This window comes from Marinobacter sp. bablab_jr003 (assembly GCF_016464245.1).
In the GTDB taxonomy this organism is placed as follows: Bacteria; Pseudomonadota; Gammaproteobacteria; order Pseudomonadales; family Oleiphilaceae; genus Marinobacter; species Marinobacter vinifirmus.
Window position 1 is genome coordinate 123800 of the sequence record NZ_JADARC010000099.1, and the last position, 18857, is coordinate 142656.

16 protein-coding genes are annotated in these 18857 nt (G+C 57.5%); 14 read left to right on the plus strand and 2 right to left on the minus strand.

What is annotated here, in order from left to right:
- Positions 1-191 precede the first annotated feature (191 nt).
- Together H3Z84_RS09965 and gltA are read right to left on the minus strand one after the other, a co-directional pair.
- On the minus strand, positions 192-1061 hold the full coding sequence (locus H3Z84_RS09965; RefSeq protein ID WP_199457337.1) for an NAD(P)-dependent oxidoreductase: 870 nt from the start codon (positions 1059-1061) through the stop codon (positions 192-194).
- Positions 1062-1165: 104 nt separating this feature from the next.
- Entirely contained in the window at positions 1166-2440 is a 1275-nt protein-coding gene (gene gltA, locus H3Z84_RS09970; protein WP_058340543.1) for a citrate synthase, read from the minus strand.
- Between the two features lie 481 nt (positions 2441-2921).
- Between gltA and sdhC the strand changes: the two genes are divergently transcribed.
- From sdhC to H3Z84_RS10040, 14 genes are all read left to right on the plus strand, one after another.
- Positions 2922-3299, plus strand: coding sequence for a succinate dehydrogenase, cytochrome b556 subunit (sdhC, locus tag H3Z84_RS09975; protein ID WP_058340544.1), 378 nt, complete (start codon positions 2922-2924; stop codon positions 3297-3299).
- Entirely contained in the window at positions 3296-3637 is a 342-nt protein-coding gene (sdhD, locus tag H3Z84_RS09980; RefSeq protein WP_199457385.1) for a succinate dehydrogenase, hydrophobic membrane anchor protein, read from the plus strand. The genes sdhC and sdhD overlap by 4 nt, the downstream gene beginning before the upstream one ends.
- Positions 3638-3640: 3 nt before the next feature.
- Entirely contained in the window at positions 3641-5413 is a 1773-nt protein-coding gene (gene sdhA / locus H3Z84_RS09985) for a succinate dehydrogenase flavoprotein subunit (protein WP_199457338.1), read from the plus strand.
- A gap of 15 nt (positions 5414-5428) precedes the next feature.
- Positions 5429-6133 (plus strand): succinate dehydrogenase iron-sulfur subunit, encoded by a 705-nt coding sequence (locus H3Z84_RS09990; RefSeq protein WP_058340547.1) that lies wholly within the window; start codon positions 5429-5431, stop codon positions 6131-6133.
- Positions 6134-6451: 318 nt separating this feature from the next.
- Positions 6452-9289 carry a 2-oxoglutarate dehydrogenase E1 component gene (locus H3Z84_RS09995; protein ID WP_199457339.1) on the plus strand — a complete coding sequence of 946 codons (2838 nt, stop codon included), beginning with the start codon at positions 6452-6454 and terminating at the stop codon, positions 9287-9289.
- A 25-nt stretch (positions 9290-9314) separates the two neighbouring features.
- Positions 9315-10529 (plus strand): 2-oxoglutarate dehydrogenase complex dihydrolipoyllysine-residue succinyltransferase, encoded by a 1215-nt coding sequence (gene odhB, locus H3Z84_RS10000; RefSeq protein WP_199457340.1) that lies wholly within the window; start codon positions 9315-9317, stop codon positions 10527-10529.
- A 35-nt stretch (positions 10530-10564) separates the two neighbouring features.
- The gene (gene lpdA / locus H3Z84_RS10005) at positions 10565-12007 is read left to right on the plus strand and encodes a dihydrolipoyl dehydrogenase (RefSeq protein WP_058340550.1); all 1443 of its coding nucleotides are present in this window, start codon (positions 10565-10567) and stop codon (positions 12005-12007) included.
- A 94-nt stretch (positions 12008-12101) separates the two neighbouring features.
- Complete coding sequence (gene sucC / locus H3Z84_RS10010; RefSeq protein WP_058340551.1) at positions 12102-13268, plus strand: ADP-forming succinate--CoA ligase subunit beta; 1167 nt, start codon at positions 12102-12104, stop codon at positions 13266-13268.
- Positions 13268-14140: a succinate--CoA ligase subunit alpha gene (gene sucD, locus H3Z84_RS10015; protein WP_058340552.1), complete on the plus strand. Its 873-nt coding sequence runs from the start codon at positions 13268-13270 to the stop codon at positions 14138-14140. Before sucC ends, sucD begins: the two co-directional genes overlap by 1 nt.
- 202 nt (positions 14141-14342) lie before the next feature.
- Positions 14343-15557 (plus strand): tryptophan--tRNA ligase, encoded by a 1215-nt coding sequence (locus H3Z84_RS10020; RefSeq protein ID WP_199457341.1) that lies wholly within the window; start codon positions 14343-14345, stop codon positions 15555-15557.
- A 36-nt stretch (positions 15558-15593) separates the two neighbouring features.
- Positions 15594-16421, plus strand: coding sequence for a segregation and condensation protein A (locus H3Z84_RS10025; protein ID WP_199457342.1), 828 nt, complete (start codon positions 15594-15596; stop codon positions 16419-16421).
- 15 nt (positions 16422-16436) lie between these two features.
- A complete protein-coding gene (scpB, locus tag H3Z84_RS10030) occupies positions 16437-17048 on the plus strand; it encodes an SMC-Scp complex subunit ScpB (protein ID WP_199457343.1) in 612 nt (203 codons plus the stop codon).
- A 37-nt stretch (positions 17049-17085) separates the two neighbouring features.
- Complete coding sequence (gene rluB / locus H3Z84_RS10035; protein WP_058340555.1) at positions 17086-18048, plus strand: 23S rRNA pseudouridine(2605) synthase RluB; 963 nt, start codon at positions 17086-17088, stop codon at positions 18046-18048.
- 127 nt (positions 18049-18175) lie between these two features.
- Positions 18176-18856 (plus strand): GntR family transcriptional regulator, encoded by a 681-nt coding sequence (locus H3Z84_RS10040; protein ID WP_058340556.1) that lies wholly within the window; start codon positions 18176-18178, stop codon positions 18854-18856.
- The last annotated feature ends 1 nt before the right edge of the window (position 18857 follow it).

An 18857-nucleotide genomic window follows, 5' to 3' on the forward strand; every position in this document is an offset into this window, starting at 1 on the left:
TTTTTTGCCACGAAATCCACTAAAGAACACGAAAACTGAAGAAAAGATAACTGATTTTTTGCCGCGGACACTCACGGACTCTCACGGACAGTAACAAGGCAGTTTTCTCTTTTGTCCGTGTGGGTCCGTGAGTGTCCGTGGCTAATTAGTTTTCTTTTTTAGTGTTCTTTAGTGGATTTCGTGGCAAATCATTATTTCTTACGAAGCCTCTGAATCAGCGAAGACGTATCCCAGCGGTTTCCGCCCATCTCCTGCACATCTCCGTAGAACTGGTCCACCAGCGCCGTTACCGGCAGTCTGGAGCCGTTTCTGCGGGCTTCTTCAAGGCAGATGCCCAGGTCCTTGCGCATCCAGTCCACCGCAAAGCCGTGGTTGAATTCGCCGTCGATCATGGTTCCGGAGCGGTTTTCCATCTGCCAGGACTGGGCCGCGCCCTTGGAGATCACGTCCACCACCTTGCGCACGTCCAGCTCTGCCTGCTCGGCAAAGTGCAGGGCTTCTGACAGCCCCTGTACCAGCCCCGCAATGGCAATCTGGTTAACCATCTTGGTCTTCTGGCCGCTGCCCACAGGGCCCATCAGGTTCAGGGCCCGGGCGTAGCATTCGAGTACTGGCTTAACCTTGCTGAAATCCTCGGGACTGCCGCCGCACATAATCGTCAGCTGGCCGTTTTCGGCACCCTGCTGGCCGCCGGAAACCGGGGCGTCGATAAAGCCCTGGCCCCGTGCACGGGCCGCCTGTGCCAGTGTCTCGGCAATGCCGGCAGATGCAGTAGTGTGGTCGACCAGTGTGGCTGTGGCCGGAGCGTTGCTGATGATGCCATCCGGGGCGGTGTAGACTTCTTCCAGGTCTTTATCGGCGCCCACGCAGGTCAGTACCACGTCTGCGTTGGCGACCGCATCTGCAATGCTGTCACTGGCTTTCCCCGGATACTGTTCGCCCCACTGACGGGCCTTTTCGCTGGTGCGGTTCCAAACGCTGACGTCATAGCCGGCCCGGGCAAGGTGGCCTGCCATCGGGTAGCCCATTACTCCGAGCCCGATAAACGCGATAGTTGCCATGGTCTGCTCCTGGTTCTTGTCGGATTGGTTGAATTTGTCGTGCCATGATACGAAAAAAGCCGCTGGATTCAGCGGCTTTTTTCTGGGTGAAGCAAGCTTGCAGCTTACTTCTTCGGGTAGTCGCGCTTCGGCGAGCCGGTGTACAGCTGGCGCGGGCGGCCGATGCGGTTGGCGCCGCTGACCATTTCGTTCCAGTGAGAGAACCAGCCGATGGTGCGGGACATTGCGAAGATCACGGTAAACATGGAAGTCGGAATACCGATGGCCTTCAGAATGATGCCGGAGTAGAAGTCGACGTTCGGGTACAGCTGGCGCTGAACGAAGTATTCGTCTTCCAGGGCAATCTTTTCCAGGCGCTGGGCAATCTTCAGCAGCGGATCGTTTTCCAGGCCCAGCTCGCTCAGCACTTCGTGAGCGGTCTGTGCCATTACCTTGGCGCGCGGGTCGAAGTTCTTGTAAACCCGGTGACCAAAGCCCATCAGGCGGAAAGGATCGTCTTTGTCCTTGGCCTTGGCGATGAATTTCTCGATGTTGGACTCGTCGCCGATTTCAGCCAGCATGTCCAGAACCGCTTCGTTTGCACCGCCGTGTGCCGGGCCCCAAAGGGCGGCGATGCCGGAGGCGATACACGCGTATGGGTTGGCGCCGGTGGAGCCCGCCAGGCGTACGGTGGAGGTAGAGGCGTTCTGCTCGTGGTCAGCGTGGAGGATGAAGATCTTGTCCATCGCGTTGGCCAGAACCGGGTTCGGCTTGTAGTCCTCGCAAGGGGTGCCGAACATCATGTACAGGAAGTTCTCGGCGTAGGACAGGTCGTTACGCGGATACATGAACGGCTGGCCCATGGAGTACTTGTAGCACCATGCCGCGATGGTCGGCATCTTGGCGATCAGGCGATGGCCGGTAATCTCGCGCTGCTTGGGATCAGCCACATCCATCTGGTCGTGGTAGAACGCAGACAGGGCACCCACAACGCCGCACATAATGGCCATGGGGTGCGCATCACGGCGGAAGCCGTTGAAGAAGTTGCGCATCTGGTCGTGCAGCATGGTGTGGTTTTTGATGGTGTCGTGGAACTGCTTGTTCTCTTCAGCGCTCGGCAGTTCACCGTTCAGGAGCAGATAGCAGACCTCGAGGAAGTCGGAATGCTCGGCCAGCTGGTCGATCGGGTAACCCCGGTGCAGCAGGACGCCTTTGGCACCATCGATGTAGGTGATGGCAGATTCGCAGGCTGCGGTAGATACAAAACCCGGGTCGTAAGTGAATACGCCTTCCTGGACGAGGCCGCGTACGTCTATAACGTCAGGGCCGACGGTGCCGGAGTAAACCGGTAGCTCAATGGACTTGTCTCCCACCGAGAGCGTGGCTTTCCTGTCGGTCATGGTGCTCTCCCGTTTGATTAGCTGTGACAGCTGATTTGCATGTGTAGATGCGCCAGAAAGCGCGTATTATCGCAAAACTGGGCGCAAAATATAGGGCGTCAGCTTTTTTTGTCAATGAGCTGGGTGCGAAAAGCACCAAATTAACATCCGGTGTAAATGAGGGATATCCCGAATGACGGCGCTTTTGCCCTGAATTCCGGTTTGTCAATAATCCCTATAGATGGGGCAGGGCAGCGCCTCGCAAGGCTTTGGCGGTTGTTGCAAGTTTGTAATTACCGGGGTGTCTCCTTATAATCCGTAGCCCGGAATCGGGGATGCACCGTTTTCTTGCATGCTTCAGCGTAGCAAGCTACCGGGTTGTCATCCGCCCTCCTGAACCAATCGGTTACCGGTATCGTACTGATTCTCCGGACCTAACATACCAACCCACCGCCGCCGGTTTTTCCGGTTTCGCGGTACCAAGAGAGAGTGTGAGAGCGCTGTGAATAGCAAACGACCAGTAAATCTCGATCTCGGCAAGTTCCATTTCCCGCTGCCAGCCATTACTTCGATCCTGCATCGTATCAGCGGCATCATCATCTTTGTTGGTGTTGCATTCCTGATGTACGGCCTGGATCTTTCCCTGTCCGGGGAAGATGGCTTCAATCGGGTTAACGAACTGCTGGACAGCTTCCTGGCAAAGCTGATTATCTGGGGCATCCTGTCTGCTCTGCTTTACCACCTTGTTGCAGGTATCAAGCACCTGCTGATGGATGCGGGTATTGCTGAAGAGCTGGAAAGTGGCCGCCTTGCCGCCAAAATCACGCTTGTGGTTTCCATTGTTCTCATCATTCTGGCAGGAGTCTGGGTATGGGCATGAACAGTGTAACGAATATTGGTCGTAACGGGATTCAGGACTGGATCATCCAGCGGGTTACTGCCTACGTATTGGCTCTGTACACGCTGTTTCTCCTTGGTTTCTTCGTAACTACAGACGTGGACTACCAGGCGTGGTCTTCTCTGTACAGCCAGGGTTGGTTCAAGATTTTCAGCCTGCTGGCGCTGTTGTCCATTGCCGGACACGCCTGGGTAGGCTTGTGGACCGTATCCACCGACTACATCAAATCAGCAATGCCGCGCTTCCTGCTGCAGGCAGCCTGCATTCTGGTGATGTTCGTATATGTCGTGTGGGGCATTCAGATTCTGTGGGGGCTTTAATCGATGGCTAACATCAAAACCATGTCTTACGACGCGATTGTTATCGGTGGCGGCGGTGCCGGTATGCGTGCCGCCCTGCAGCTGACAGAATCCGGTATCAACACCGCGTGTATCACCAAGGTCTTTCCGACCCGTTCGCACACAGTGTCTGCCCAGGGCGGCATTACCTGTGCGATCGCAAGCGCTGATCCCAATGATGACTGGCGCTGGCACATGTACGATACCGTCAAGGGCTCCGACTATATCGGTGACCAGGACGCTATCGAGTACATGTGTTCTGTAGGCCCCCAGGCTGTGTTCGAGCTGGAACACATGGGCTTGCCGTTCTCCCGTACCGAGCAGGGCCGTATCTACCAGCGTCCGTTCGGTGGCCAGTCCAAGGGTCCGGACAACCCCACCCAGGCAGCCCGTACCTGTGCCGCCGCTGACCGTACCGGTCACGCCCTGCTGCACACCCTGTACCAGGCCAACCTGAAGGGCGGTACTACCTTCCTGAACGAGTGGTACGCCGTAGACCTGGTCAAGAACAGCAAAGACGAAGTGGTTGGTGTTGTAGCCATTGAGATCGAATCCGGTGAAGTGGCTTACATCAAGTCCAAGGCTACCGTTCTGGCTACCGGTGGTGCTGGCCGTATCTACGCCTCTACCACGAACGCCATGATCAACACCGGCGACGGTATCGGTATGGCGCTGCGTGCCGGTTTCCCGGTACAGGATATGGAAATGTGGCAGTTCCACCCGACCGGTATTCACGGTGCTGGCACCCTGGTTACAGAAGGTTGTCGGGGTGAGGGCGGTTACCTGATCAACGCCGAAGGTGAGCGTTTCATGGAGCGCTATGCTCCGAACGCGAAAGACCTGGCTGGCCGTGACGTTGTGGCCCGTTCCATGGTTCTGGAGATCCTGGAAGGTCGCGGTTGTGGTCCCGACAAGGATCACGTACTGCTGAAGCTGGATCACCTGGGTGAAGAAACCCTGAACCTGCGTCTGCCGGGCATCTGCGAGTTGTCCCGTACCTTTGCGCACGTTGACCCGGTTAAAGAGCCGATCCCGGTCGTTCCGACCTGTCACTACATGATGGGCGGTGTTCCCACCAACGTAGGTGGCCAGGCCCTGACCCAGGATGAAAACGGCAACGACAAGCCTATTCCCGGCCTGTTTGCCTGTGGTGAAGCAGCTTGTGTATCTGTACACGGCGCTAACCGTCTGGGTGGTAACTCCCTGCTGGACCTGGTGGTCTTCGGTCGTGCAGCTGGCCTGCACATTGAAGAGCAGCTGCGTGGCGGCTTCGAGGTTGATGGCGCCAGCGAAGAAGATATCAAGCGTGCCATGGCTCGCCTGGAGCGTCTGGACAGTGCCTCTGAAGGTGAGGATGTGGCCAAGGTTCGTAAGGATCTGCAGAACTGCATGCAGCTGTACTTCGGCGTATTCCGTGACGGCGAGAGCATGGAGAAGGGTATCAAGCTGCTGGAAGAGATTGGCGAGCGTGTTCGCAAGACCAAGCTGGCCGATACCAGCAAGGCGTTCAACACTGCCCGTATCGAAGCGCTGGAGCTGGATAACCTGTACGAAGTTGCCTACGCAACAGCCAAGTCTGCGATCGAGCGTAAAGAAAGCCGTGGTGCGCACGCCCGTAACGACTTTACCGAGCGTGACGACGAGAACTGGCTGAAGCACTCCATGTACTTCCCGCTGGACAAGCGTGTTGGCAAGCGTGACGTGAACTTTGCACCGAAAACGGTTCCGACTTTCCAGCCGAAAGTCCGGACCTACTAAGGGGGTATCCTGAATATGTTGGTAAGCCTGTATCGCTATAATCCGGAAACCGATAATGCCCCTTACATGCAGGATGTCGAAATCGAGATTCCTGCGGGCAAAGATCTCATGGTTCTGGATGTTCTGAACCTGGTGAAGGAAAAAGATCCTTCCATGAGCTATCGTCGTTCCTGCCGTGAGGGTGTTTGCGGCTCTGATGGCATGAACATGAACGGCAAGAACGGCCTGGCTTGTATCACTCCGGTGTCGGATGTGGTCAAGAACAACAAGCTGGTTCTGCGCCCGCTGCCGGGCCTGCCGGTTATCCGTGACCTGGTCGTGGATATGAGTCTGTTCTACAAGCAGTACGAAAAAGTTATGCCGTACCTTGTAAACGACAACCCGGCCCCGGCCATTGAGCGCCTGCAGTCGCCGGAAGATCGTGAAAAGCTGGACGGCCTGTACGAGTGTATTCTGTGTGCATGCTGCTCCACCGCTTGTCCGTCGTTCTGGTGGAACCCTGACAAGTTCATTGGTCCGTCTGGCTTGCTGCAGGCCTACCGCTTCCTGGCGGACAGCCGCGACACTGCCCAGGCAGAGCGACTGGCGAACCTGGATGACCCGTTCAGTGTCTTCCGCTGCCGCGGCATCATGAACTGCGTAAGTGTTTGTCCGAAAGGCCTGAACCCCACAAAGGCGATTGGCCATATCCGGAACCTGTTGCTGCAACGAGCCACCTGACCGGCAAAATCTGCAGCACCAGCTATACTGGTGTTCTGACACCAGTTAGTACCCTCGAAGGCCTCGCTATATGCGGGGCCTTCAACCAAAGGCTTATAGTCAAAAGTCTTATCGGGGTGCAAACTTATGCGCGCTGTCTGCTTGGGCTTATCCAGTCTGGCTGATGGCGCAGCTGAGTATAAAAATCACTGGGGACGGAAAACATCCTTGCAGGGTGTGGTGGCCAAAAGTCATGCCGTAATAACCCGTATTGACTGAGATTTACCCCTGGCCGACCATACTCGCTCCCCCGCACCAGCCCAAGGTGAGCTATTCAAAATGCACGAAAGCATCATGGAGCAGTTATGGCAGACTTCCCACCTGCAAGGTGGAAATCTGGCCTACGTTGAACAGCTTTTTGAGACCTACCTGACAGACCCCAATTCAGTTCCCGAAGAGTGGAGAAGCTACTTCGACAAGCTTCCGAGTGTTGATGGCTATAAAGGCCGCGACATCGTTCACTCGACCATCCGCGAACAGTTCGAGCATATCTCACGCAATCAGCGTTTTCTTGCCAGCAGTGGTGTGCCTGCAAGCGCCACGTCAGATGCTGACAAAAAGCAGATCCGTGTTCTGCAGCTGATCAATGCGTACCGTTTCCGTGGTCACCAGGAATCAAAGCTCGATCCGCTGGGAGTCTGGCAGCGTCAGCCTGTTGAAGATCTCGAGCCCTCGTTCCACGAACTGGGCGAGTCTGACCTGGATCTCGAGTTCCAGACAGGTTCACTGAATTTCGGCTCCGAGACCATGAAGCTCGGAGACATCGTGCAAGGCTTGCGCCAGACCTATTGCGAAAGCATTGGCGCCGAATATATGCACGTGGTGGATACCCGCATCAAGCGTTGGTTCCAGCAGCGGATGGAGCCAGTACGCTCCCGCCCTGAGTACGAAGCGGAAACCCGCAAGCACGTGCTCGAGCGTCTCACCGCTGCCGAAGGCCTGGAAAAATATCTGGGCTCCCGTTATCCGGGCGTCAAGCGTTTTGGCCTGGAAGGCGGCGAGAGCCTGATTCCGTGCCTGGACGAACTGATTCAGCGTGCCGGCTCTTACGGTGCCAAGGAAATCGTGCTGGGCATGGCACACCGTGGCCGTCTGAACGTGTTGATAAACACCCTGGGCAAGAATCCGAAGGAACTGTTTGACGAGTTCGAGGGCAAGAAGCTCGCGGATTCCGGCTCCGGTGACGTGAAATACCACCAGGGCTTCTCCTCCAACGTGATGACTCCGGGTGGCGAAGTGCACCTGGCAATGGCATTCAACCCGTCACACCTGGAAATCGTATCTCCGGTGGTTGAGGGTTCTGTCCGTGCCCGCCAGGATCGTCGTGGCGATACCGACGGCAGCACTGTGCTTCCGATCGTTATGCACGGCGACGCGGCCTTTGCCGGGCAGGGCGTTGTGATGGAAACCTTCCAGATGTCCCAGACCCGGGGCTTCGGTGTAGGTGGTACCATCCACATCGTCATCAACAACCAGGTTGGCTTTACCACCAGCAAGCAGGAAGACGCCCGTTCTACCGAGTACTGTACCGATGTGGCGAAAATGGTTCAGGCGCCGATTCTGCATGTGAATGCAGACGACCCTGAAGCGGTTCTGTTTGTAACCCAGATGGCCATGGATTACCGCAACGAGTTCAAGAACGATGTGGTGATTGACCTGGTCTGCTACCGTCGTCGCGGCCACAACGAGGCCGACGAGCCGGCAGCAACCCAGCCGCTGATGTACGACAAGATTCGTAAGCTGAAAACCACCCGTGCCCTGTATGCGGACCAGCTGGTTGAAGCCGGTGTGATCAGCGAAGACGAAGCCAAGCAGATGGAGAACGACTACCGTGACGCACTCGACAAGGGTGAGCACGTGGTCAAGTCACTGGTCAAAGAGCCCAACAAAGAGCTCTACGTTGACTGGACTCCGTACCTGGGCCACGAGTGGACGGCCAAGTGCAAGACCAGCGTTGCCCTGAAAACCGTCCAGAAACTGGGCAAGAAGCTGACCCAGGTTCCGGAAGGCTTCAGCATCCAGCGCCAGGTTTCCAAGATCGTTAACGATCGGGAAAAGATGACTGCCGGTGCCCTGTCCATGAACTGGGGCTATGGCGAGATGATGGCTTACGCCACTTTGCTGAACGAAGGTCACCCGATCCGTCTGACCGGTCAGGACGTTGGCCGTGGCACCTTCTCGCACCGTCACGCGGTACTGCACAACCAGAAGGATGGCTCTACCCACGTTGCGCTGAAAGAGCTGGCCGAAGACCAGCCAAAGTTCGAAATCTATGACTCGCTGCTGTCTGAAGAAGCGGTTATGGCCTTCGAATACGGCTACAGCACCACCACGCCAAACGCACTGATTGTTTGGGAAGCCCAGTTCGGTGACTTCGCCAACGGTGCCCAGGTGGTAATCGACCAGTTCCTGACCAGTGGCGAGCACAAGTGGGGCCGTCTGTGTGGCCTGACCCTGCTGCTGCCGCATGGCTACGAAGGGCAGGGGCCGGAGCACAGCTCTGCGCGCCTGGAGCGTTTCCTGCAGCTTTGTGCCGAGCACAATATCCAGGTCTGCGTACCCACCACGCCGTCCCAGGTATTCCACATGCTGCGTCGCCAGGTGAAGCGCCCGCTGCGTAAGCCGCTGGTTGCGATCACACCGAAGAGCCTGCTGCGTCACAAAGAGGCGATCTCCGGCCTGGATGACCTGACCTCAGGTACCTTCCAGACAGTACTGCCCGAGAAAGAACCTTCTGATCCGAAGAAAGTCACCCGTGTAATCATGTGTAGCGGCAAAGTCTACTATGATCTTCTGGAGAAGAAGAAAGCCGACGAGCGTGACGATGTGGCCATCGTTCGCCTCGAGCAGTTGTATCCGTTCCCGGCAGACGATCTGGACGAAATTCTGGGCCAGTACACCAAGCTCAAGAGCGCGGTCTGGTGTCAGGAAGAGCCTATGAACCAGGGCGCCTGGTACTGCAGTCAGCACCACATGCGGCACGCACTGCAGCGCCTGAACCCGAAACTGCACCTTGAGTACGCCGGTCGTGATGCTTCTGCTGCTCCTGCCTGTGGACACATGTCTGTTCACATCGAAGAGCAGAAGAAACTGGTTAACGACGCGTTTGGAATCTGACGAGCTACCGAACTAAGGATTTGTAATGTCAACTGAGATTAAAGCCCCCGTTTTCCCTGAGTCGGTTGCCGAAGGCACCGTCGCGACCTGGCACAAGCAGCCCGGCGAAGCCTGCTCCCGTGACGAGCTGATTGTCGATATTGAAACCGACAAGGTTGTGCTTGAAGTGGTTGCACCGGCTGATGGTGTGATTGAAGAAATTGTTAAAGGCGAAGGCGACACCTGCGAAAGCGGTGAAGTGATCGGCCGATTCAAGGAAGGCGCCGCAGGCGAGTCCAAGCCTGCTGAAAGCAAGCCGGAAGCCAAGGTCGAAGCGCCCAGGGAAGAAGCCGCTGCTTCCTCCGGCGACGCTATCCTGAGCCCGGCTGCCCGCAAGCTGGCCGAAGAGAACAACGTTGATCCGGCTGCTGTAAAGGGCACCGGTAAAGACGGTCGTGTTACCAAGGAAGACGTTCAGAACCACGTAGACAGCAACAAATCTTCTGGTTCTGCCGCCGCCAAGCCGGCCGCTGCTCCGGCGCTGGAAGTTGCCCAGGGCGAGCGCGCCGAGAAGCGTGTTCCGATGACCCGCCTGCGTGCCAGCATCGCCAAGCGCCTGGTGGATGCCCAGCAGACCGCCGCTATGCTGACCACGTTCAACGAAGTGAACATGGCTCCGATCATGGAACTGCGCAAGCAGTACCAGGAAAGCTTTGTGAAGCGCCACGGCATCAAGCTTGGCTTCATGTCTTTCTTCACCAAGGCAGCGACCGAAGCCCTGAAGCGCTTCCCGGCTGTTAACGCGTCCATCGATGGTAACGACATGGTTTACCACGGTTACCAGGACGTAGGCGTAGCCGTATCTACTGACCGTGGCCTGGTTGTACCGGTTCTGCGTGACACCGACGCCATGGGCCTGGCCGACATCGAGAAGAAGATTGTCGAGTACGGCACCAAGGCGAAAGACGGCAAGCTGGGCATCGAAGAGATGACCGGCGGCACCTTCACCATCACCAACGGTGGTATTTTCGGTTCCCTGATCTCCACACCGATCCTGAACCCGCCGCAGACTGCGATTCTGGGCATGCACAAGATCCAGGAGCGCCCGATGGCGGTGAACGGGAAGGTTGAAATCCTGCCGATGATGTACCTCGCGCTGTCATACGACCACCGTATGATCGACGGTAAGGAAGCGGTGCAGTTCCTGGTTGCGATCAAGGAAATGCTGGAAGACCCGGCCCGTATCCTGCTGGACGTGTAAGCTGACACTCAACGAATTCGATAACAGGAAAGATTATGTCCGATAAATTCGACGTTATTGTCATTGGCGCAGGCCCCGGCGGTTATGTGGCCGCCATCAAGGCTGCTCAGCTGGGTCTGAAGACTGCCTGTGTAGAATCCTGGACCGGCAAAGACGGCAAAAGCCAGGTTCTGGGCGGCACCTGCCTGAACGTGGGCTGTATCCCGTCCAAGGCACTGCTGGAAGTGACTCACAAGTTCGAGGAAGCAAGCCACGACTACGAGTCCATGGGTATCCTGGCCAAGAGCGTTGATATTGACGTTGCCAAGATGATGGAGCGTAAGGATGGCATCGTTAAGCAGCTGACCGGTGGTATCGCCGGTCTGTTCAAGGCTAACGGTGTAACCCCGATCCACGGCCACGGCAAGCTGCTTGCCGGCCGCAAGGTTGAAGTGACCGATAAAGACGGCAACACCAAGACCTACGAAGCCGACAACGTGATCCTGGCGACCGGCTCCAAGCCGATCGAAATCCCGCCGGCTCCGTTTGACGGTGATTACATCGTCGATTCCGAAGGCGCGCTGGAATTTACCGAAGTTCCCAAGCGTCTGGGCATCATCGGTGCTGGCGTAATCGGCCTGGAACTGGGTAGTGTCTGGGCTCGCCTGGGTGCCGAAGTTACCGTGATCGAAGCCCAGGATACTTTCCTGCCGGTTGTTGACCAGCAGGTTGCCAAGGATGCTCTGAAGCAGTTCAAGAAGCAGGGCCTGAACATCATTACCGGTGCCCGCATGACCGGTGCTGAAGTGAAGCGCAAGCTGGTTTACGTGAACTACGAAGACTCCAAGGGCAAGCAGGAAGCCAAGTTCGACAAACTGATTGTCGCTGTTGGCCGTCGCCCGTACACCGATGGTGCGCTGGCTGAAGATTCCGGCGTAACCATGGATGAGCGCGGCTTCATCTTTGTAGACGACAACTGCAAAACCGAAGCACCGGGCGTATGGGCCGTAGGTGACATCGTTCGTGGTCCGATGCTGGCACACAAAGCGTCTGAAGAAGGCGTTATGGTTGCCGAGCGTATCGCAGGCCACAAGCCGCAGGTCAATTACGACTGCATCCCCAACGTAATCTACACCGCGCCGGAAGTTGCCTGGGTTGGCAAGACCGAAGAGCAGCTGAAAGCCGAAGGTGAAGAATACAACGTGGGTACTTTCCCGTTTGCGGCCAACGGTCGTGCCATGGCGGCAAACGCCACGGGTGGTATGGTCAAGATCATCGCAGACGCGAAGACCGACCGCATTCTGGGCTTCCACGTAGTTGGCCCCCAGGCTTCTGAAATCGTTGCCCAGGGCGTGATCGCCATGGAATTCGGTTCCAGTGCCGAAGATCTGGCCCTGACCTGTTTCGCGCACCCGACTCTGTCGGAGTCAGTGCATGAAGCGGCTCTGGCCGTTGCCGGTGGAGCGATTCACGTCGCCAACCGTCGCAAGAAGAAGTAATTCGTTATCGGATTGAGCGGGGCGCCTTTTGGCGCCCCGCTGCCGGTTACTCTCCGTACGTGGTTATCATCCATCTAAAGACGGGACATTAACTATGAATTTGCACGAATATCAGGGCAAACAGCTTTTCGCTGAATATGGCCTGCCGGTATCCCAGGGCATCGCCTGCGATACTCCTCAAGAAGCTGTTGACGCTGCCACTGAAATTGGCGGTGACGCATGGGTTGTCAAAGCACAGGTTCACGCTGGTGGCCGTGGTAAGGCTGGCGGTGTAAAGCTGGTTAAAGACAAAGAAGAAATCCGTGCCTTCGCACAGAACTGGCTGGGCAAAAACCTGGTAACTTACCAGACTGACGAAAACGGCCAGCCGGTCAGCAAGATTCTGGTTGAATCCCTCACCGACATCGACCAGGAGCTGTACCTGGGCGCGGTTGTTGACCGTGGCACCCGTCGTATCGTTTTCATGGCCTCCACTGAAGGCGGCGTGGAAATCGAGAAAGTTGCCGAAGAAACTCCTGAAAAGATCCTGAAAGCCGAAATCGATCCGCTGGTAGGCGCTCAGCCTTACCAGGGCCGCGAGCTGGCATTCAAACTGGGTCTGGAAGGCAAGCAGATCGGTCAGTTCACCAAGATTTTCCTGGGCCTGGCCAAGCTGTTTGAAGAGTGTGACCTGGCTCTGGTTGAGATCAACCCGCTGGTTATCACTCCGGCTGGCGACCTGCACTGCCTGGACGCCAAGCTCGGTGTAGACGGCAACGCCCTGTACCGTCAGAAGAAAATCCACGACATGCGCGATCCTTCCCAGGAAGACGCCCGTGAAGCCGAAGCGGCCAAGTGGGAACTGAACTACGTAGCCCTGGAAGGCAACATCGGTTGTATGGTTAACGGTGCGGGCCTGGCCATGGGTACCATGGACATCATCAAGCTCGCCGGCGGCCAGCCTGCCAACTTCCTGGACGTAGGTGGCGGCGCGACCAAAGAGCGCGTTACCGAAGCGTTCAAGATCATCCTGTCTGACGACGCAGTGCAAGCCGTTCTGGTTAACATCTTCGGTGGTATCGTTCGCTGCGACATGATCGCTGAAGGCATCATCGGTGCCGTTAAAGAAGTAGGCGTTAAAGTGCCGGTTGTGGTTCGTCTGGAAGGCAACAACGCTGACCTGGGCGCCAAGGTTCTGGCTGAAAGTGGCCTGAACATCATCGCCGCCACCAGCCTGGCGGATGCCGCAGAGCAAGTCGTTAAAGCCGCAGGGGGTAAATAATGAGCATCCTGATCAACAAAGACACCAAGGTTATCTGCCAGGGCTTTACCGGCGCACAGGGTACTTTCCACTCTGAGCAAGCCATTGCCTACGGCACCAAGATGGTTGGCGGTGTAAGCCCGGGTAAGGGCGGTACCGAGCACCTGGGTCTGCCGGTGTTCAACACCGTTCGTGACGCCGTAGAAAAGACCGGTGCAGAAGCCACCGTTATCTACGTACCGGCTCCGTTCTGTAAAGACGCCATCATTGAAGCAGCCGATGCCGGCATCAAGCTGATCGTATGTATTACTGAAGGCATCCCGACCATCGACATGCTGTACGCCAAGGAATACGTTGATCGTGCCGGCGTTCGCATGATTGGTCCGAACTGCCCGGGTGTAATCACTCCGGACGAGTGCAAGATCGGCATCATGCCTGGCCATATCCACAAGAAGGGTAAGGTTGGCATCGTATCCCGCTCCGGCACCCTGACTTACGAAGCCGTGAAGCAGACGACTGACTACGGCTTTGGCCAGTCTACCTGTATCGGTATCGGTGGTGACCCGATTCCTGGCTCCAACTTCATCGATATCCTGGCCCTGCTGCAGGAAGATCCGGAAACCGAAGCTATCGTAATGATCGGTGAGATCGGTGGTACTGCCGAAGAAGAGGCGGCTGCGTTCATCAAAGAGAACGTAACCAAGCCCGTGGTTTCCTACATTGCCGGTGTTACTGCACCTCCAGGCAAGCGTATGGGCCACGCGGGCGCCATCATCTCTGGTGGTAAGGGTACTGCAGACGAGAAGTTTGCAGCCCTGGAAGACGCCGGCGTTAAAACCGTGCGTAGCCTGGCCGAAATCGGCAAGGCCCTGAAGGAAGTGACTGGCTGGTAATCAGTCCGGTTTCAAGCCTTTAACAAAACCCCCGGATTCGCGAGAATTCCGGGGGTTTTGCGTTATGTTGCCAGGCTTTTGATTCGCTTTGCTTAACGCAGGGCAGTGTTGCGTCTATAATGCCCGGTCAGCCCGTTTCCCGTGGCCGTATGTATTCTGGCCGAAACGGGCACTTTATAAACAGAAAGAAGGAGTTCGTGCTTTGAGTTCTGTCGATTCCCAGCAAAGAGTGTTGTCCGGCATGCGTCCGACCGGCAAGCTGCACCTCGGCCACTACCACGGTGTGCTGAAAAACTGGGTCAAGCTCCAGCACGAGTATGAGTGCTTCTTCTTCGTCGCAGACTGGCATGCCTTGACCACCCAGTACGACGACACCTCCGGCATCGAGCAAAGTGTTTGGGACATGGTCATCGACTGGCTGGCCGCCGGCGTGAACCCGGGTTCCTCAACCATGTTCATTCAGTCCCAGGTGCCGGAGCACGCAGAACTCAACCTGCTGTTGTCCATGATCACTCCGCTGGGCTGGCTGGAAAGGGTTCCGACTTACAAAGAACAGCAGGAGAAGCTGCGGGAAAAAGACCTGGCCACCTACGGCTTCCTGGGCTATCCGCTGCTGATGTCCTCCGACATCCTGATGTATCGTGCCGGCAAAGTGCCTGTGGGGGCCGACCAGCTTTCCCATGTCGAGATTACCCGGGAAATCGCTCGTCGCTTTAACCATATCTATGGCCGTGAGCCGAATTTCGAAGAGCTTTCGGAAGCGGCCATCGTCAAGATGGGCAAGAAGAACGCCAAGCTCTACCGCAACCTGAAGAAGCGTTACCAGGAAGAGGGCGATGTAGAAGCCCTGGAAACGGCCCGGGCACTGTTGAAAGAGCAGCAGAATATTTCCCTGGGCGATCGCGAGCGGCTTTATGGCTACATCGAAGGCGGCGGCAAGGTGATTCTGCCTGAGCCCCAGCCGCTGCTGACCCCGGAATCCAAGATGCCGGGGCTGGACGGACAGAAGATGTCCAAGTCGTACAACAACTACATCGGCCTGCGGGAAGAGCCGGACAGCGTGGCTCAGAAAATTCGCACCATGCAGACCGACCCGCAGCGGGTGCGCCGTACCGACCCTGGCGAACCGGAGAAGTGCCCGGTTTGGGGCATGCACAAGGTGTACTCAGACGAGAAGACCTGCCAGTGGGTACAGGAAGGCTGCCGCAGTGCCGGTATTGGCTGCCTGGATTGTAAAAAACCGCTGATCGATTCCATTATCGAAGAGCAGAAACCGCTGCACGAGCGGGCCAGCGAATATGAGGGCAATCCGGACCTGGTCCGCTCCATTCTTGAAGAAGGGCGTGAGCAGGCCCGTGACGCGGCCCGCGATACCCTTGAGGAAGTCCGCGCGGCCATGGGGCTCAGTTACCGCTGAGCCAGGCCGGGCAACCCCGACCAGAGGTGAAAAGGTATGACGGACGAAAGCACGGAAGTAGCTGACGCCCCGGCGGATACCCCGGTGCAGGAACCCCTTGCACGGGTGTCTGGCAAGCCCCTGGTCGACCTGCCGAAAGATCTCTACATTCCACCGGATGCACTGGCAGTTTTCCTGGAGGCCTTTGAGGGGCCCCTGGATTTACTGTTGTACCTGATTCGCCGCCAGAACATGAACATTCTGGATATCGACGTCAGCGAAATCACCCGGCAGTACATGGATTACATCGGTGCCGTGGAAGCCATGCGCTTCGAACTGGCGGCGGAGTACCTGGTAATGGCCGCCACCCTGGCGGAGATCAAGTCCCGGATGCTGCTGCCTCGCCAGGAAACTGACGATGAGGATGATGTCGATCCGAGGGCAGAGCTGATCCGCCGGCTGCAGCAATACGAGCGGTTCAAGCAGGCGGCAGAAGATATCGACGAAATGCCCCGCATGGAGCGGGACACCTTTGCCGGTTCTGCCGCACTGCCGAAGCTGCCGTCGTCCCAGCCGCACCCGGATGTCGATATGAGGGAGCTTCTGCTGGCGCTGCGTGGCGTACTGCAACGGGCCGACCTGTTTACCAGCCACCATGTGGAGAGGGAACGGCTGTCTACCCGGGAACGCATGTCCCATATCCTGGCCAGCCTTCAGGGAGACCGGTTCGTGACCTTCGAAAGCCTGTTCACCATCGAAGAAGGCCGGCTTGGTGTGGTGGTAACCTTTCTGGCGACGCTGGAACTGGTCAAGGAACAGCTGATTGAAATTGTGCAGGCAGAGGTTCTCGGGTCCATTCACGTGCGCGCCCGTGCTGCCAGCTAAGGGATATTCGGAACCATGAACGAAGAACAGTTGGACCGCATTCGTTGTATTGCCGAGGCCGCCCTGCTGGCCGCCGGAAAGCCCCTGTCGCTGGATCAGCTCCGGGAGCTGTTCGACGAAGGCGATCGTCCGGCCCGGCAGGTTATGGAGCATGTGCTGGTGCTGCTGGAGCAGTCCTGTGAAGGCCGCGGATTCGAGTTGAAGAAAGTTGCCAGCGGTTACCGGTTGCAGGTGAGGGAAGAGTTCGCGCCCTGGGTTGGCCGGCTGTTCGAGGAAAAGCCGCAGCGGTATTCCCGGGCGTTGCTGGAAACCCTGGCACTGATTGCCTACCGGCAACCGATTACCCGGGGCGAGATTGAAGAAATCCGTGGCGTTACGGTAAGCAGCAATATCATTCGCACCCTGCTTGAGCGAGAGTGGGTGCGGGTAGTGGGCCATCGCGATGTGCCGGGCAGGCCGGCCATGTATGCCACCACCAGACAATTTCTTGATTATTTCAACCTGACCGGGCTCGATGAGTTGCCTCCGTTGTCGGAAGTGCGGGATCTCGAAGAGATCGGCCGGGAGATAGAACGCAATATGCAGGGCGAAATCGAACTCGATGCGCCCGACCAGACACTTCACTGATGCCACCGGCATCAGCTATTCAGTAAGGATGTAATACATGGCGGCATCTAGCCCCGGAAAACCAGGCGCAGCAAAGAAACCGGCCCGCGGCGACCAGGCCCTGAGTGAAGGCCCGGAGCGCATTCAGAAACTCCTGGCCCGTGCCGGTGCCGGATCACGCCGGGAAATCGAGGGCTGGATGGAGTCCGGCCGCCTGCTGGTCAACGGCCAGCCGGCGCAGCCCGGGCAGAAAGCCACCATTGACGACTCCTTCGAACTGGACGGCAAGGTTCTGGACGTAAGCTCGGCCGCCCAGGTGGTTCGCCGGGTGCTGATCTACAACAAGCCCGAAGGTGAAGTGACCAGCCGTAAAGATCCGGAAGGCCGCCCGACGGTATTTGACCGGCTGCCACGGCTGAAAGATCAGCGCTGGATTTCCATTGGTCGCCTGGATATCAACACCACCGGACTGGTGCTGTTTACCACCGACGGCGAACTGGCCAACCGGCTGATGCATCCGTCCCGCCAGATTGACCGTGAATACGCGGTACGGGTGTTTGGTGAAGTAGACGACGCCATGCTGGAGCGCTTGCGGGAAGGTGTGTTGCTGGAAGACGGCATGGCCAAGTTTTCCGATATCGCGCCCGCCGGTGGCAGCGGCATGAACCGTTGGTTCCATGTAACCCTGCTGGAAGGTCGCAACCGGGAAGTGCGCCGCCTGTGGGAATCCCAGGGTGTGCGGGTAAGCCGCCTGAAGCGTGTCCGTTACGGGCCGATCTTCCTGCCCAGCCGTCTGACCCTGGGCAAATGGGAAGAGCTGGACCAGAAAGCGGTCGATACCCTGAGTCGCACGGTCGACCTGGCACCGGTGAGCATTCCCCAGAAAACGCCTGGGGAACAGGCTGAACACGATCGGAGACGCCGCAAGAGCCCGGGTAAATCGCTGCAGCGTGCCCGCAAAGGCAGCTGGCAGGTCTCTGATTCCGCCCCGGCCCGTCCCCAACGCAAACCTCGTAGCTGATCCCTCAGCGGTCCCGCCCCTGTCTGCCGGCAATCAAAATGTCCGACAAGGGGGTGGGGCCGGCAAAAGCCTGTGATAAACTCCTGCGTTTGATTGTCCCGCGTTGGCAGAGGTGAGCATCAGGTCTATGAGATTTCAGGCACCGGAAAGTCTTTCCGAACAGATCGCCCAGCATATTGGCCAGAGAATCGTTATCCGGGATCTCAAGCCCGGCGAGCGCATTCAGGAGCTGAAGGTAGCCGGAGAGCTGAACGTCAGCCGTGGCTCCGTGCGTGAGGCGCTGCTGATTCTCGAGCGCCGGCACCTGGTGGAAATCTACCCGCGCCGTGGTGCCGTGGTGTCTGACCTGACTCCGGCCTCTGTGAATGCCCTCTACGACATCTACATCGACCTGCTGTGCATGCTCGGGCGCAAGGTGCTGGAACGCTGGTCCGGCGACGAGCTTGGCGGCGTCATGAGCCAGGTGCGGGAGATGCAGGCCGTAATCGACGCCCTGAACTCCCAGGCGCCAGACGCCGCCGAACGGGTGATCGAGGCCGGTTTTGGCGTCATGCGCTACGCCTACAGCCTGGTTGAAAACCCGTTTCTGGAAGAAACCCTGGAAAACTTCCGGCCCGCCATCAGCCGTACCTACTACGTGGCGCTGGATCATTTCCGCAGTGAAATTGCCGAAACCGGCACCTTCTTCCGAAACCTGGCCGATGCGGCCGTAGCCGGTGATGCCGAGCGCCTGCAGAAGGTTATCCAGGACTTCGGTGAACACCAGCGCCAACAGGTACTGAGCATTCTCACGGAGGAGAACGCCTGAC

Bases quoted from the DNA above. Each gene is read 5' to 3' on its own strand.
- H3Z84_RS09965 (WP_199457337.1), bottom strand. From the start codon at position 1,061: ATGGCAACTATCGCGTTTATCGGGCTCGGAGTAATGGGCTACCCGATG.
- gltA (WP_058340543.1), bottom strand. From the start codon at position 2,440: ATGACCGACAGGAAAGCCACGCTCTCGGTGGGAGACAAGTCCATTGAG.
- sdhD (WP_199457385.1), top strand. From the start codon at position 3,296: ATGAACAGTGTAACGAATATTGGTCGTAACGGGATTCAGGACTGGATC.
- sdhA (WP_199457338.1), top strand. From the start codon at position 3,641: ATGGCTAACATCAAAACCATGTCTTACGACGCGATTGTTATCGGTGGC.
- H3Z84_RS09990 (WP_058340547.1), top strand. From the start codon at position 5,429: ATGTTGGTAAGCCTGTATCGCTATAATCCGGAAACCGATAATGCCCCT.
- H3Z84_RS09995 (WP_199457339.1), top strand. From the start codon at position 6,452: ATGCACGAAAGCATCATGGAGCAGTTATGGCAGACTTCCCACCTGCAA.
- odhB (WP_199457340.1), top strand. From the start codon at position 9,315: ATGTCAACTGAGATTAAAGCCCCCGTTTTCCCTGAGTCGGTTGCCGAA.
- lpdA (WP_058340550.1), top strand. From the start codon at position 10,565: ATGTCCGATAAATTCGACGTTATTGTCATTGGCGCAGGCCCCGGCGGT.
- sucC (WP_058340551.1), top strand. From the start codon at position 12,102: ATGAATTTGCACGAATATCAGGGCAAACAGCTTTTCGCTGAATATGGC.
- sucD (WP_058340552.1), top strand. From the start codon at position 13,268: ATGAGCATCCTGATCAACAAAGACACCAAGGTTATCTGCCAGGGCTTT.
- H3Z84_RS10025 (WP_199457342.1), top strand. From the start codon at position 15,594: ATGACGGACGAAAGCACGGAAGTAGCTGACGCCCCGGCGGATACCCCG.
- scpB (WP_199457343.1), top strand. From the start codon at position 16,437: ATGAACGAAGAACAGTTGGACCGCATTCGTTGTATTGCCGAGGCCGCC.
- rluB (WP_058340555.1), top strand. From the start codon at position 17,086: ATGGCGGCATCTAGCCCCGGAAAACCAGGCGCAGCAAAGAAACCGGCC.
- H3Z84_RS10040 (WP_058340556.1), top strand. From the start codon at position 18,176: ATGAGATTTCAGGCACCGGAAAGTCTTTCCGAACAGATCGCCCAGCAT.